Here is a 15,826-nt window from a genome sequence, read left to right on the forward strand (position 1 = left end):
TTTTATAAACAAATTGGCTTTTTCAAATTTTCAACTGATTTTTTGGCTTTGGAGAAACTTCTGTCTGCACATTTGTCATTCTTTAACGTACTTGCTCAATCAGTTCTGTTGGTCATTGGCTTATATCGGTCAGTAGCGATTCTTTGGTCAGAAATCAAGATTAGTTCTGAGCAAAACCAAAAAAGCAACTCCCATGTGAGAGTTGCCTTTTTGGTTCAACAACACTTTTAATATATACTTTAACTCACTCCAACTTTTTTACTGTTATAAAGCCCTCTCTGATAAATCCAAGGTCAGAGCCTATGGCCAGACAAGTAAATCCATATTCTTTCAATTTGGGTAAATCGTCAGGGTTTCTTACCAAAATACCGGCCTGTTTTTGGTATTTTTTTGCTGCTGCACTTACTTGCTGAATTGCTTTTTCATACGAAATGGATTCGTGTGAGGGGCGCGTTGAAAGGTCTAATTTAAGATCAGCCGGGCCGATAAAAAGAACATTTACACCGTCTACGGCGGCAATATTTTCAGCGTTTTGAACGCCTTCGCAGTCTTCTATTTGAGGAATAAAAAGCAGTTGATTTTGTTGAACGTTAAGGCCATAGTTGAATACCCGCGACGAACTCGAATAGCCGCGTGTACCTTTGGGTGGATAATTCATTGCTTTTACACACGCTTCTGCCTGCTCGGCAGTAGATACGTGCGGTAACATAATGCCCGAAGCGCCCCAATCCAATACTCTGGCGATCAGCGCCGTATCCAAACTTCCAACGCGCACAATGAGTTTGATTCCTTCCCGTTTGGCGGCCTGCAAATTTGCCAACACTGTTGCCTCCGTCATGCAACCGTGCTCCATATCCAACAACAGCCAATCAAAGCCACACTCAGAAGCCAGTTCGGCAATGATAGGCGAACCGATAGACAGCCAAGTTCCTGTGCCAAGTGGTCCGGAATCCGAATTGTTAATCATAGATCTTTCAGTTGTCTTTTGTTCTCCAAACCAAGGCATGCGGTTTTTATCCGTTGCCGTGTAAACGTTTTCAAGGATGCCCCGGTAGAGCCCGAACCAATGAGAAAGAAGTCAGATTGGCGATCAAAATAGTCAGCTCCTACACGGATTACTGCTTTTACGATCATGTTTCGGAGCAAGTGCAACCAGAAGCGCGGCAGAAAATCAGCCGGCAACTCTTTCACCGTTTTATATCCTTCCAAAACTGCATTAACAACTTCGCCCGAATGAAAACAGGCAATTAAAGATAAATCATCTGTCGGGTCGCCGGAAATGGTATCGTCCCAATCAATGAACGCTTTTATTTCTTCCGATTCTCCTAAAATATTCCACAACGCCAAGTCTTTATGCACCAAGCAACCCTGTCCAATTTCCAAATACGCATCGTTTTTTGTGACCAATTGTTGAATTTCGGCTGATTCAGAAGCTGTCAGAAATTTTTTTAAGACCAGAAAATCAAGGTGTTTTTTCCAGTTTAAGAGAAAATAATCCCGATAATTTTGATGAAGCCCCATAAGCCGTCCTTCTTTTCTTAACAGAGAAGGGTCAAAAGGGCCGAACCCTTCCGATTTGATCGCCTGCCATTTGGCTACATTTTGACCGATTTTCCAAGCTACCAGCGGCAGGTTCAGGCTACCTTCTTTATACAGTTTATTCAAATCAGGATAGTTCAGGTATTCAAGCACCTGATAGGCAAAGGGTACTTCTTTGCGGGTGGCATCTACAGCGTACACCGCCGGAGAAGGAATTCCTAATGCCTTTATTTCTGTTAATACCCGCGCCTCGATCTCCATAAAATCATCCCCTTCAGGCCCATTTTCCAATCTGATAAATCGCTTTACAGCATTGTATTCGACTACATAGGTCAAATGATTCCCCTGTCCGTTGCCCGGCTGAATTGCAATGACGTTGCTGCCAAAATGCTTTACCAACACAGGCCGCAGCAATGCCTCTACCATGGATGATTCCATGGTTTCTTCCTGATCTTTCAGCGCAAAAAAGGCCGAAGGACGATCACACTTCCAGTAGTAAATACTTTGTCGATTTGTCATCATGGGTTGTTTGGAGTTTTCTTGTGCCACCACGAGGCCAAAAGTGAACCGGTCACGTTCATTAATGGCCCGAATATGGCCGGCGCAAGGCCAATGGTTGCAATTTTGCCCATTTCTTTGGCTATTCCGGAAGCCAAGCCGCCGTTCTGCATACCTACTTCAATGGCAATCGTACGGCAATCACGCTCATTCATCTTCCATAATCGCGCCGACCAATACCCCAGAAAATAGCCTGACAGGTTGTGTATCAACACCAAGACCAATAAAACAGGGCCAATGGTCAGAAGGCTGTCTCTGCCCGCCGCCGTGATGACGACAATGGAAAACCCAATGCCGAACATGGAAACCAGCGGCATGGCTTCGTCGAGCCATTTCATTTTTCCACTGAAAAAATGATTAAAAAGCAGTCCCGCACCAATGGGTAAAATGACCATTTTCATAATATCCCACATCATATGCAAGACGTCAATTTCGACCAACGCTCCGGCCAGAAGTTTCATTAACAAAGGAGTAATGAAAGGGGAAAGCATGGTAGAAATGGCCGTAATGGTGACAGAGAGCGCCAAATTGGCTTTGGCCAAATAGGAGATAACATTGGACGCCATTCCATTGGGCGAGCAACCGATAAGGATAATTCCCGCCGCAATTTCAGGTTCTAAAGGACTCAAACTCGCAAGGGTAAATCCGAGCAAAGGCATAATGATAAAATGACTGGTTACGCCGATGAAAACTCCTTTGGGCATTTTAACCACGCCGACAAAATCCTCAAAACTCATGGATGTTCCCATGCCAAACATGATCAATTGAATCAGCGGCGTGATCAATCCGGTAAATTTAAAGCCATTCCATTCCTGAAAATAGTGCGGATAAAACAGCGCCGTAGTCACAGCGGCAAGAATCATGACAGTATACGTAAAGCCTTTGAGTGCCTCAACCCCTCTGAAACTGATTCCCAGTAAAAGAAAAAAGCTGATAAAAAAAGGGCCCGATGACACCACGTTTCCCGAAAAAACCAAGTATAAGGCCACAAGAAAGCACACCCCCGAAAGGAAAGCCAAAAGTTTATATGGGGTCATATTTATTTGCTTATTTCGGAAGGAGCAATGAGTTTATCAAGCCCCAACGGTCTGCTGATCAGAATCTTTGCCTTTGATTTTTTTCCGCCAAATTTTCCGTCCAGAATGTCTTTTTCGGTAAAACGGGCCATTAAAATTTCACCGTCAAAATCCCGATTATGATCGTAGGAAACATAAATGGTGCCGTCAGGCGCTTGAAAACCATCGGGATAGGAAAGTCCGCGACGCTCGTCCAGCATCAGTCCACCCTTCCAGGTTTTGCCTTCGTCTTCGGAGATATACGCCGTAAGCTTCGATCGAAATTTGGTTTTTTCATTGATCGCTCCATGACGCACAAAGAGTATATTTCCCGATTGCAAACGACGCATCACGTGTCGGGAGCCAATATGTTCCATGTATTTTTGCGGCTCCGACCACGTTTTGCCTTGATCGTTAGAAACGCTTTCCCACATACCGCCAACCGTGCGAGCGGTCATCCAAAGCGTCCCGTCTTTACGTTCAACGACATGGTGCTCATCAAACTGAGCCTGTGGATAGCGCACCCCTCCCCGACGGGTCCACGTCTTACCCTGATCATTAGAAGTATAGACGTTAGCCATTCGTAGCTCATCCAGTTCATGAAATGCTTCTTTGTACGCTTCTTTGATCTTTGTTCTATCCCACAATGATACCGGCAAAAGCCACGTACCATCTTTTAACACAATGGGTTTGTTCAGCGTACATCCATCGGAAAACCTGACCGGCGCAGACCATACAGGATTGGCCGCGTCCGGGTTTTGGCAGGTGGTGTACCAATTACCGTCACGGCCGTCAAACATGGTCATGGATTGGTCAAAGAACAGCCAAAGCTTGCCGCCCGGATCAAGCCAAAGGCATCCCACAACGGTTCTTCTTTTTTCTTTCAACGAAGGATCATGCGGGTCGATCACCATTCGTGGTTTGGACCAGTTTTTCCCGTCGTCATCGCTGGAATTAAGCACAAAAAAAGCATCATCGTTATCTCCGCCCGCTACCCAACAGGCCCAAATACGTCCTTTGGGTGTACGTTCAATACCAATCGTCATTCCATAATCTAACTTGTCATAGTCATAAAGAGGAAGCGGCGAAGTATTGATTTTGGGTGGAACTAACGCCGGATCACCGGTTTTGTTTTGTTGTGTCTGTGCGGTCTGTGTTCCCAAAAATGAAAACACCAATGCAAGGATACCGAAAGTCCAATGGTTGTTATGGAGAAAAATCGTCTTTTTTATCATATCCCTTTACGTAATTAATATCCCGGATTTTGTTCTAATTTCTTGCTGAAATTGGCGTCAATGGCGGTTTGTGGAATGGGCCAGAAAGCATGTTTATCCTGAATGGTCGCTCTGGTATCCGCACGCATATTGTATTTTCGTACTCTTTCCACCAGTTTTCCGGTACGTACCAAGGTTCGGTGGCGAGGTTCTTCCGTAATCAATTCCCGTGCTCTTTCGTCCAAAATGTAATCCAGATCAACTTGGGCCGGTACAACGGGTTTTGCCTGCGCCCGTTCGCGTACTTTATTGATATCTGCGGCCGCTTTCACCAAATCGTTTTTGTACATATAGGCCTCAGCACGAAGCAAATAGGTTTCGGCCAAACGAAACACCATCACATCTTTAAAGGTACGACCGGTGGTATTATTACCTGATTTTCCCACTTTCCCTTCTACTTTTCTAAGTGTTGGGTAAAGCATCTGAAAAGTGTCCAAATTTGCGTAATGGCTTTTGGCAACCATTTTTCGGAAATAAGCAGACGCCGGGTTGGTGTAATAATGATCGCGGCGAATGTTATGCACTGAATTACGGATGTCATTTGACCAGTTATTGCCCCAAAGATTATACAGGAAATAGTTTGTGGGTCGTACCCAACCCACTCCCCGGCCTAAACTATCGACGATCACCATACCGGGCTTGCCATCGGGATCTTTTACATTGATATAAAATGGTGCCCAAGCGCGAAGCAAATAGTTGCCGCTGTTGCCGCCTTGCCCTCCGGGCGTCTGATCTTCAAACTGCCAATTAAAAATGGATTCCAGGTTTCCTGAACTTCGGTTTTGATTTCCATCCTTAAACAGATCCGAATAGACATCACCGGGCAGGTCTTTTTCAGCTCCAAAACGCGTGGTCATCAGCTTGTAGAGGCCGGAGTCAATGACCAACGAAGCACTGGCCACGGCTTTGTCGTATTGTTTTAAACTGATATAAACCTCTGACAATAAATGGTCAGCAGCCGCTTTCACCACTCGTCCTTCGTTGGCTTTCGCAACGGTAGCCGGCAACCATTTAGAGGCAAATTCCAAGTCTTTTCTGGCTGATTCATACACTTCAGCGCGGGTATTTCGCACAAAATCAGTTTTCGGACCTGAGTAGATCGTATCCACGACAGGAACGCCACCGTATAGATTTGCCAAAAAATTATGCGTATAGGCTCTGAAAAAACAGGCTTCGGCAATGATAGCATTTTTCTCCGCCTCGTTGGCCCAAATCTTACTCAATTCGGGTTTATTGGCGTAGACAATGATCGTGTTGGCTTTCAAAAGCATATCCGAATAAGCCCAATCCCAATAGCGCTGAACGCACAATGTGGCCGGGTTTAGATAGGTATCGTAGTTGCGAAAATTAGCCGCTGCATTTTCACCACTGCACGCAATATCGGTACCCATTTGCTGATTGATGTACCACCCGAATGAGTCGAATTTCCCGAGTTCTTCCCGCGCCGACATGTGTAAAGCCGTGATGTAACTCTCAAAGCCCGTTTTTGAAGTCAGTACAATTTCTGAACTTAGGGAGGCCAAGGGTTTTTCATCCAAAAAGTTATCCTCGCAAGAGGTGAAAGCACCGCACAAAGAGATGATCAGTAGCAAAGATACTTTGTACGTTTTGAGGGTAGAATTTACTATATTTTTCATACTGTTTTTATCGCTTTCGATGGTTTAAAATCCAATATTCAATCCGAGTGTCAAACTTCTGGGCATAGGGAATCCTTTTGCCGTTCCACCGCTTTCGGGGTCAGTGCCCAACCAATCAGTAAACGTTGCCAGGTTTTTGGCACTGGCAAACACCCTTGCATTGGCCAGTTTTGCCTTATTTAAAACGGCTTTCGGCACATCGTATCCCAAAGACACATCCTGAATCCGTATGAAATTTCGGCTTAGGTAATAATTGTGCAAGTAAGGATTGGGATACCCTAAAGACGGACGTGTGGTAGATTTATTCTCCGGAGTCCACCAACCGGCATCAAGGCGGTTAACCGGACGGTTAGGATAATTGCCCGAACCGGACAGGAAGTATTCAATATCAAGTTCATTTAAGGTAGAAATCCACCCTTGCATGGCATTAATGAAGATAGAGAGGGAGAAATTGTTATAACTGAAAGTATTCGTTATTCCCCATCTGACTTTGGGTTGTCCCATCTGTCCGATGATCGTTCGGTCGTTGGCGGCGGTTACTTTTCCGTCTCCATTCAGGTCTTTCAGGCGCACGTATCCCGGTTTAAAACCGGAGGGAATCTCATCTCCCTGTTGATAAATACCATCAAAAACATAGTCATAGGCAACATTCATCGGCTGGCCGATAAACCATTTATTACCAAGATCGTCGTCTTCCACTCCGTCACCATTGGTATCGGATTGGTATAGGTGCACGATCTTATTTTTGTTCGTTGAAAGAACAATGTTAGTGTTCCATTCAAATTTACCTTTTCTAAGGTTGGTTGAATTAAGTGTAATTTCAAACCCTTTGTTGTTGGTAGCACCCAAATTTGTCCAAACCGAATTGTAACCGGTCATGGTAGGTAATGAACGTTCGACGAGCAAATTCTTGGTATTCATATTGTACACTTCGAAAGTCCCGCCCAAACGACCTTTAAAAAGCTCAAAATCAACGGCAGCATTAGCGGTATAGGTCGTTTCCCATTTCAGATCCGAGTTGGCCATAGATGCCGGATATACCCCCAGAGAAGAAGCCCCACCATCGCCAAATACATAACGAGTAGTAGCCGATAAACTCAACGATTGGTAAGGACTAATGGCCTGATTACCAACCGCTCCGTAAGACACCCTTAGCTTAAGCATGTCAACGAAGGGAACCGTTTCCATAAATTTTTCTTCGGAAACAATCCAAGAGAGTGCGCCGGAGGGGAATGTGGCGTATTTATTATTGGCCGCAAAAACCGAACTCCCATCCCGACGAGCGGTGAGCGTAAGCAGGTATTTATCTTTTAATCTGTAATTCAGTCGCAGCATCGAAGACACACCATCCGATATACCCGCCGAAGAAGTATTGGTCAAAATCCCTCCCAATCCCAGATTGTTCCACCCTAAGGCATCCGAAGAAAGTTGAGACGCATTGGATGTAGTAGATTCAAATCCCAAATGATTTCTGCCGTATAATAACGTAGCATCAAGCGCGTGATTTGCATTGAATCGGTGATTATAGGTAAGGATATTTTCAAGCACCCAGTCAAAATCTTCCCGGTTAAATTTGCTTGCCGTGGTGGTATTTCCGGCAAAATGTTTGTCCTGTCTGAAAAAATTATAATTGTGCTGCCATCTGTAATTGGGCGAATAGTTGATTCGATACGCTAATCCCTCAATTTGAGGAATACTGAAAAGGGCATAGAAGTTGGCAAACAGGTTATTATAAATTTCTTCATTAGAGGTCAATAAAGCACTTCTGATGGGATTGTTAGAAATCTGATCTTCGGGCACGAGCCATTGCGTAGGCTCTCCATCTTCGTAAAATGCCGTTCCGTAAGGGCTGACACTGTAGGGCGAATCTGCTTCTTTTCCGGAAAGATCGCGGCGAATATAAGTAGCATTAAAACCGACAGTCAACCATTTGGCCAAGTTATTTTCAATATTGGTCCGAAACGACAAACGTTTTTGATTGTCATTGAATATCAACCCTTTTTCGTTGGTCAAAGAAGCCGAAACATAGTAATTTGTTGTATTCGTGCGGCCCGATATATTCAGATCATATGAATTAATTCGCGCGTTTTGTGACACCAAATCCCAAGGGTCAATGGTTTTGCCGTTTTCATAATTTGTTAATTCGGAGGGCTGCAAATACGATTTGATCTGAGCGGGATCATAAGTAAGGCCGGCTACCTGACGGTAGTCAAGTATTTTTTGAAGGTATCGTTCGGGGGTGAGCAATTTTACTTTATAACTAAAATCAGAAACGCCGCTGAACATATTGAGTCGAATGGTGGGTTTTTCGGTTGTTCCCTTTTTGGAAGTAATAAGCAGCACCCCATTGGCGGCTCTTGAACCATAAATGGCCGCTGCACTGGCATCCTTCAACACTTCCATGGATTCAATATCGGTGGGATTGATATCCGACAGGTTGCCATTAAAAAATATACCATCCAGTACAATGAGCGGATTATTTCCTCCGCTCAAAGAGCGCGGCCCCCGCACTAAGATGCTGCCGTTTTGTCCGGGGCGCCCATTATCGGTAAATTGTACACCAGCCACACGCCCCCGCAATGATTGCGTAATGTTTGTATTAGGCAGGTTCTCGGTTTGCTTCATGTCCACTTTTGTCACGGCACCCGTCACATAGCGTCTGGATTGCGTTCCGTAGCCCACTACGACCACTTCGTCCAGGACCTTCTGATCAACGCGTAAGGTTATATCAAGCGTAGAATTGTTGCCGACATCAATCGTTTGCGGCAGATAGCCCACAAAACTGACGACCAATTGAACGTCCTGCTCGGGAATACTGAGTTCGTATTTCCCGCTGGCGTCGGTGGTAGTTCCTCGTTGCGTGCCTTTAATGATCACATTTACACCGGGCAGCGGTGCGTCATTTGCCGCATCTTTTACCATCCCGCGAATCATCCGGTCGGCCGCAGCAGAATTGGCAAACGCACCGGAAGAAGGTAGAGTTATAACAATGAAGGCAATTTGCAACAACCTTATTAATACAGTGTTACAGAAAATTTTTGATGTTTTTAGAGGGTTTATCATAGTTTCATTCGGTTAGAATACTTGAACCATTATGTGATTGCAAATTTCCCCGAAACCCTCTAAAACCCCGTTCAATTTATTATCCACTGTGTATGTAAATTTATCATATCACTATTTGAGGGATTTTTATAAAATTACCGTCTACGTGAATTGCTGATCTTATATAGCCGTTATTGCCTCAAAAACGATATAAATTGAATTCTTGAAGCATCTGCGCCGATTTTTGTTGTATTTTGTGATAAAATATAATTATTGTAAAATTGTTGGTAGGTATACTCTAAAATAAAAGTTTAGCTGACTATGAAACCTCAATTTTATTTGGTGCCCAGAGATATCCTAAGTTCTCACTTATCGCGCCACCACACACTTCCTAATTTCGGGACTGTGTGGCACTATCATCCGGAATTGGAACTTCATTATATAGTAAGGGGCGAAGGCGTGCGGTTTGTAGGCGACAATGTCAGTAATTTTAATGCCGGAGAACTGCTTTTATTGGGAGAGAATCTACCTCATATGTGGCGCTGTAATGAGCAGTATTTCAGGCAGGACCCCAACGTTACGGCCGAAGCAGTCGTTGTTCAGTTTCTGCCTGACTTTATGGGGAAAGATTTTCTGAAGAAGCCTGAATCGGGTACGATCCTGAGTTTATATGATAAGGCAAAAGCAGGGTTGGTGATTTCGGGAACTACGCGCGAAAAACTTATCCCTTTAATGCTCAAATCTGCCAAAACGGCCGGCTTGGGAAGATTAGTTGTGATTTTATTGATGCTGGAAATACTTTCCGAAAGCGACGAAATGCACCCGATCTCAACGAAAGACTCTCTATATAATTTCAGTAAAGAAGAAACAGAACGACTCAATAAAGTCTACAATTATACACTCATCAATTATAAAAAAGACTTAACACTGGAAGAGATTGCTTCGGTGGCCAACCTGAGCGTTACTTCTTTTTGTCGGTATTTTAAAATGATGACGAAGAAGACCTTTCACGATTTTTTAATAGAGATTCGGATCAGTCATGCCCAACGAATGTTGGTAGAAGACAGCAGCATCACGACAGAGGCGGTTTGTTTTGAATGTGGTTTCAACAATCGCTCTAATTTCTTCGGGCATTTTAAACGGATCACGGGCCTTACGCCGGTTGAGTACAAACGTAAGTGCCATTTTGTACAAATTCCGCAAACGAGTTAACCGTGATTTAGATCATATCTGAGTCATTAATTTGCAAATTGTAAGCTAAGAAGTTATTTTTCATTCGTCGATACAGGCTCTACGCCAAACCAGTCAAAATCTGCATAGCCGGAATCGTTGATCTGGGTGGTGCGGGTGCAGTAAATCCCCATTTTAGCGCCAATCCAACGTCCCGGTTCTGCCTGAAATTCAGCGCCTGCTTTGGTAAAACTCTGCCCATCAAGGCTATAACTGAATTGACACTTGGCACCTTTGATTACCTGAACACGGAGATAAATCGGCGTATTTGGGGTGATGCGGGTGATTACCGTTTCCTCTTCCGGTTTACCGTCTGCTGCTTTTTTACAAACCGCATGCACCAACGAAAGACCGTCTTTACTGCTCTTTAGGGCCAAACCTGCATAACTCAATCCCATGACAATAAGGCCCGCCTTTTCATTCTCCAAACGTGTATTTGGTTTGAACAAAACTTTGGTGGTAGCCATAAACGACTCCGTTGGAAACTTTTGAAGTAAAATGTTCGGAACATCCCAACTGTTTTTGGTGTCCTCCGGTACTTTGTAGGAATAGAGTCGTAAAAATCCCTGATTGCTGGTAGTATGCCAAACGCCTTTGGGATTGGCCTGCCATTGCCATTGCAGCCCCAATTGCATAGCATCAAACTCATCGGATTCGGGCGGAGTGGCGATAGGATACATTTTTCCAACATTCGGTTTTTTGTAAGTAATCACGGGTTCTCCTTTCCCGTCGTTATCGCTGTCTGTGCCGATGACCGGCCAATCATTTACCCATTTCATCGGTTGCAGGTGTACTACCCGTCCATACGCCCCTTTGTCCTGAAAATGCAGAAACCAATCCTCACCCGTCGAGGTATTGACCCAAGCGCCCTGATGTGGGCCATTGATTGGGCTTTTGCCTTGATCCATGACTACTTTCCGCTCGTAAGGCCCGTAAATATTTTTAGAACGCAACACCAATTGCCAACCCGTAGAAACACCGCCCGCCGGGGCAAAGAGGTAATAATAGCCATTGCGTTTATAAAACTTAGGGCCTTCAATGGTGGGGTCGGTTTCGTGCCCGTCGTACACGATTACTCCTTCATTCGTCACTTTTGTACCGTCGGCATTCATCTTTTTTACTGTAAGAATGCTTTTGATTCCTGCCCGGCTACCAGCCCATCCATGAGCCAAATAGACCTGCCCGTTATCATCCCACAACGGACACGGATCGATCAACCCTTTGCCGCCTTCCACCAACACAGGTTCTGACCAAGGTCCTGCGGGATTTTTGGCTTTGGTCAGGTAAATACCAAAATCGGGGTCGGGGTAATAAATATAGAATTCATTGTTATGGTAACGAATAGCCGGTGCCCACACACCATTGCCATGCTGCGTTTTTTCAAAATGCTCAAAAGGCGGCTGACGCTTGAGCGCATGACCGATCAACGTCCAATTCACCAGATCTTTGGAATGCAAAATGGGTAACCCCGGAATAGCATCAAAACTGGAAGCGGTCATGTAAAAATCATTGCCGACCCGACAGGCATCCGGGTCAGAGTAATCAGCGTCCAATACGGGATTTTTATACGTGCCGTTTCCTAAATCGGAAACCCAGACTTTTGAAACGGCCGCTTTTTCCTGTGCTTCCCCAGCCATCGGAAGGATTGCAAGTGCTAAAATACTTGCCACAATTTTCAGAACAGTCATTGAAAGAATATTACAAAAGTTTGTTACATGATTCGCCTGTTGTTTGACCCCATCCGGGACGGCCGTCCGTCCCGGATGGGGTCAAACAACATAATGCGAATTAGTCCAGAGTAACTAATTATATACCCAAGTCTATCATTATTTAAAAGGAATGGGTTTTACAAACTCCGTTTCTTTGAGCCATGCTTCCAACAACTCAAGCCACAGATCAGTAGAGCCGGGATTATTGTCGAGTCGAATACCATGCCCGCCCTGAGGAAAAATATGCAGACTGGCTTCAATTGACTTCGCAAGTAACGCCTGATAAAACAAGACGCTATTTTGCACTTTTACGGTTTTGTCGTTGGAGGCATGGACAATAAAGGCAGGAGGCGTAAAGGAAGAAACCTGCAATTCAGCCGAATAGTTGACTATATTGGCTTTGGTGGTATCAGCTCCCAAAAAGTTTTTTTTGCTGCCCGGATGTGCTTCTTTACCCATCGTAATCACGGGTGAAAGCAAGACCATAAAATCGGGGTGAAAACTGAATTTATCCAACGAGTCTTTGATGGCTGACTCGTCTTTTGTATGAGTTCCCAAGGTGGCCGCTACATGGCCACCGGCACTGATGCCCATCACGCCGATTTTATCGGATTTAATGTTCCATTTGGCAGCATTGGCTCTTATCCAACGAATGGCTCGCTGCGCATCCTGCACAGGACCAATTTGCTTATCTATCAGGTCTGCCTGATGCGGTAGGCGATTGATCAACACAAACACATTGACACCCAATGTATTGTACCATTTGGCAAAATTGAATCCATTGTAAAAATGAGAAAGGCGCTCGTACCCACCGCCCGGGCAAATTAAAATCGCCGTTCCCGTATTCTCTGCTTTGGCTACCAGAAAAGCATACATTCCCGGCGTAGCCACTCGCCAAATACGTTCGTTGTAGAGACTGTCCGTTACCTTTTTACCATTGTAATTAGGTTTCTTCCCCTGCGGCCAAAGCGGAATAAACTCCTGCGCTTTAAGAGAGCGGGAAAACAGTACGCCGACAAAAATGAAGATAAAGGCTTTTTTCATTTTACTTTCCGGGAATCCATTCAACGGCTTTCGAACCGTTTGAGAAAATAGTTGCCACTGTGTATTGTCTGGCTTCTTTGTCGCTGAGTTGTTTGCTCCAGCTGACTCGTTTGTCGGCAAGAGCGCCTTCCCCCGTTGATTTATATTCAGCATACAAAGTCGTTTTTTCGTTGTTGGTATTACCCCAATTGTCCCAGCCTGCCGGTAAAATATGATTTCCCATTTCGGTTCGAATAAAAAGGGTCTTGGCGTTGGGTCGCCACGGCCGTCCCAAGTAAACCTTTCGGGCGGCAGGATCGGCAACCAGTTTACAATCGAAAAACACAAAACCGTACGACTGATACTCCGGTGTGGCAGCGGCCGTGATGAACGAATCGGATAAGCTTTTAATGGTGCAGGATTGAAAAACAGCGATAGATTTGCCGAAAATAAAATCCGTTGTTCCTTCAATAAAACAGTTTTCGTAATACTGACGGCTGCCTTCCTTAGCGGCATAAAGAGTGTCTTGGTTGCCCAACAGAGCGCAGTTTTTACACACAAAACGATCGCCTTCCACATGCAATGCCACGGCTTGCCCGACACGCCCGGCGGTATTGCGAATCGTGAGATTTTCCATAACAATATCAGGCGCATCGACCAACACGGTGTATGACGTATAAGTACTGAATTTGTCTTTTCCGGTCGCATCTTTTCCATTGGAATAAGGTTTTCCCGAAAAGTCATCGCTGGTAATGATAACCCCTTCTTTGCTTTCGCCGATGATGTGAATATTGGGTTTCCACGAAGGAATGACCAGTTTTTCGGCATATACACCATTCTTAACATGGAGCGTTACGCGCACCTGCGAATGATCGCGAAAACTGTTAACGGCTTCCTGAATGGTTTTAAAATTACCGCTTCCGTCCTGAGCTACTGTAAACTCAGTGGGATACGTGACCGGTGCCGCAGATTTTGACTGCGCAAACGCACCGACTGCCCACGTCAGCAGACAAAAAGAGAAAAGGATTTTAAACATTGAGAAATTCTAAAATACAGGTTTAACCATCATTTTGCCGCCGACAGGATCAATTGTTTTTCCAACGCCCCTTGGCCAAATTCTGCCTTAGTGTGCGCTTTGGTCAGGTCTGTATTTTTCACGTTGATATCCTCGCTGCGTTGCCCGCTCACGGAAAATAAAACTTCGGCAATGGTGCCGTATTGAATACCGTCAAACGTCAGGTGATGACTGTTCACAATTAAAATCACCGGCTTGGTTTCTTTCGGGATCAGTTGCACTTTTTCCAGATGGATTCCGCTTGCGTCGGTCAGTTCAATTCCTTTATCCGTTTGCAAAACCAAGTTCTTCATGGTAATATTTTGAACCGTCATTTCGGGTAAACCACGAATAAACACACCCTTTTTGGCGCCGCTACAGACAATATTCTCAAACTTCATATTTCGAAAAATGGGAGTACCTTCATTCACAACGGGGCGTTCATCGCGCTCACCGTCGGTAGCGAATTTGACGAAATAATACATATCGAAGAAAATCGCTTCCTGCGCAATGTCTTTCATGAATATATTTTTCGCATAAATATGTTCCACCACACCGCCCCGACCGCGTACTGATTTAAAACGTAGCCCTTTGTCGGTACCCATAAATGTACAGTCATAGACAAAGATATTACGGGCACCGCCGCTCATTTCACTTCCTACCACAAAACCGCCGTGACCGTTGTAGACCGTATTGTTTCGGATAACGCCATTTTCAGTAGGCATTCCACGTTTGCGTCCTTCTTCATCTTTGCCCGATTTGATACAAATGGCGTCGTCACCAACATCAAGTGTACAGCCTTCGATCAGGAAGTTTTTGCAGGATTCGATGTCCATTCCATCGCCATTGTGGGCATATTCGGGATTTTTAACGGTCAGATTCCGCAGCGTAAGATCCTGACACATCAACGGATGCAGACACCACGCCGGTGAATTCTGAAACGTTACGCCTTCCAACAATACTTTTTTACAATTGGTCAACACCAACAAATTTGGTCTCAGAAAGTCTTTCATATCGGCAAAATCCTGTGGCGATTTGCCGGGAACCAACAACATACTGCGGTTTTCGGTACTTGCTTTTTTGAATTGTTCACTTGGATACCACGTTTTTCCATCGTCTTTCAAAACGCCGCCCGAAGCTATTTTTTCTTTCCATTGCGTCTCGGTCAACTGCGATTTATGAACCGCCCGCCATACATCGCCATTACCATCTACCATTCCCTGTCCGGTAATGGCCACGTTCTCCAGATTTTTCCCCGAGATCGGCGATTGATTCCGAGCTGCCGCTTTACCCTCATACACACCTTCTACCAACGCATATTGGCTTTTATCGGTCGTGAACAAAAGTGTTGCCGCTTTTTTCAGGTGCAGATTGACGTTGTTTTTCAATTCAATCGGCCCGGTCAGCCACAATCCACCTGGAACAAGTACTACTCCCCCGCCCTTCCGGCTGCAATCGTCAATGGCTTTGTTGATAGCTTGCGTATTTAACGTAATTCCGTCAGGTTTTGCCCCGAAAGTCAGGATGTTAAATGTATCTTTCCGAAAAATTGGTTGAGCAATTTTAGGCAGGTTGTCCCAGCTGTACGTCGAAGTATTTTGCGCAAGAAGTGGAAACTGAGCTACGATAACAACTGCTGTCAGCAGGATTATAAGCTTTTTATTCATATACATTCATTAATGTAGAGTTGGACTTCTCCGAAGTC

11 protein-coding genes are annotated in these 15,826 nt (G+C 44.8%); 1 reads left to right on the plus strand and 10 read right to left on the minus strand.

Going from position 1 to position 15,826, the window contains the following annotated elements:
- Window positions 1-244: 244 nt before the first annotated feature.
- The 6 genes from ACQY73_RS13815 to ACQY73_RS13840 are packed head-to-tail and all read right to left on the minus strand — an operon-like array spanning window position 245 to window position 9,126.
- A complete protein-coding gene (locus ACQY73_RS13815; RefSeq protein ID WP_428666990.1) occupies window positions 245-967 on the minus strand; it encodes an HpcH/HpaI aldolase family protein in 723 nt (240 codons plus the stop codon).
- A complete protein-coding gene (locus tag ACQY73_RS13820; RefSeq protein ID WP_428666993.1) occupies window positions 964-2,061 on the minus strand; it encodes a phosphotransferase family protein in 1,098 nt (365 codons plus the stop codon). Before ACQY73_RS13820 ends, ACQY73_RS13815 begins: the two co-directional genes overlap by 4 nt.
- Window positions 2,058-3,134, minus strand: coding sequence for a bile acid:sodium symporter family protein (locus tag ACQY73_RS13825; protein WP_428666996.1), 1,077 nt, complete (start codon window positions 3,132-3,134; stop codon window positions 2,058-2,060). Before ACQY73_RS13825 ends, ACQY73_RS13820 begins: the two co-directional genes overlap by 4 nt.
- Before the next feature lie 2 nt (window positions 3,135-3,136).
- Complete coding sequence (locus tag ACQY73_RS13830) at window positions 3,137-4,387, minus strand: sialidase family protein (protein WP_428666999.1); 1,251 nt, start codon at window positions 4,385-4,387, stop codon at window positions 3,137-3,139.
- 14 nt (window positions 4,388-4,401) lie between these two features.
- Complete coding sequence (locus ACQY73_RS13835) at window positions 4,402-6,063, minus strand: RagB/SusD family nutrient uptake outer membrane protein (RefSeq protein WP_428667002.1); 1,662 nt, start codon at window positions 6,061-6,063, stop codon at window positions 4,402-4,404.
- 24 nt (window positions 6,064-6,087) lie between these two features.
- On the minus strand, window positions 6,088-9,126 hold the full coding sequence (locus ACQY73_RS13840) for a SusC/RagA family TonB-linked outer membrane protein (protein ID WP_428667005.1): 3,039 nt from the start codon (window positions 9,124-9,126) through the stop codon (window positions 6,088-6,090).
- 300 nt (window positions 9,127-9,426) lie between these two features.
- On the opposite strand from ACQY73_RS13840, the gene ACQY73_RS13845 reads away from it, so the two are divergent.
- Window positions 9,427-10,317: an AraC family transcriptional regulator gene (locus ACQY73_RS13845; RefSeq protein ID WP_428667009.1), complete on the plus strand. Its 891-nt coding sequence runs from the start codon at window positions 9,427-9,429 to the stop codon at window positions 10,315-10,317.
- Window positions 10,318-10,370: 53 nt separating this feature from the next.
- Here the strand turns inward: ACQY73_RS13845 and ACQY73_RS13850 are convergent, their stop codons facing one another.
- From ACQY73_RS13850 to ACQY73_RS13865, 4 genes are all read right to left on the minus strand, one after another.
- Window positions 10,371-12,023: a glycoside hydrolase family 43 protein gene (locus tag ACQY73_RS13850; RefSeq protein ID WP_428667012.1), complete on the minus strand. Its 1,653-nt coding sequence runs from the start codon at window positions 12,021-12,023 to the stop codon at window positions 10,371-10,373.
- A 138-nt stretch (window positions 12,024-12,161) separates the two neighbouring features.
- Window positions 12,162-13,088, minus strand: a complete 927-nt coding sequence (locus ACQY73_RS13855; RefSeq protein WP_428667015.1) for an alpha/beta hydrolase — start codon at window positions 13,086-13,088, stop codon at window positions 12,162-12,164.
- Between the two features lies 1 nt (window position 13,089).
- Window positions 13,090-14,103, minus strand: coding sequence for a pectinesterase family protein (locus ACQY73_RS13860; RefSeq protein ID WP_428667018.1), 1,014 nt, complete (start codon window positions 14,101-14,103; stop codon window positions 13,090-13,092).
- A gap of 29 nt (window positions 14,104-14,132) precedes the next feature.
- The gene (locus tag ACQY73_RS13865) at window positions 14,133-15,788 is read right to left on the minus strand and encodes a glycoside hydrolase family 28 protein (protein WP_428667021.1); all 1,656 of its coding nucleotides are present in this window, start codon (window positions 15,786-15,788) and stop codon (window positions 14,133-14,135) included.
- Window positions 15,789-15,826: the final 38 nt, after the last annotated feature.

The organism is Runella sp. (genome assembly GCF_965279615.1).
Lineage (GTDB): Bacteria > Bacteroidota > Bacteroidia > Cytophagales > Spirosomataceae > Runella.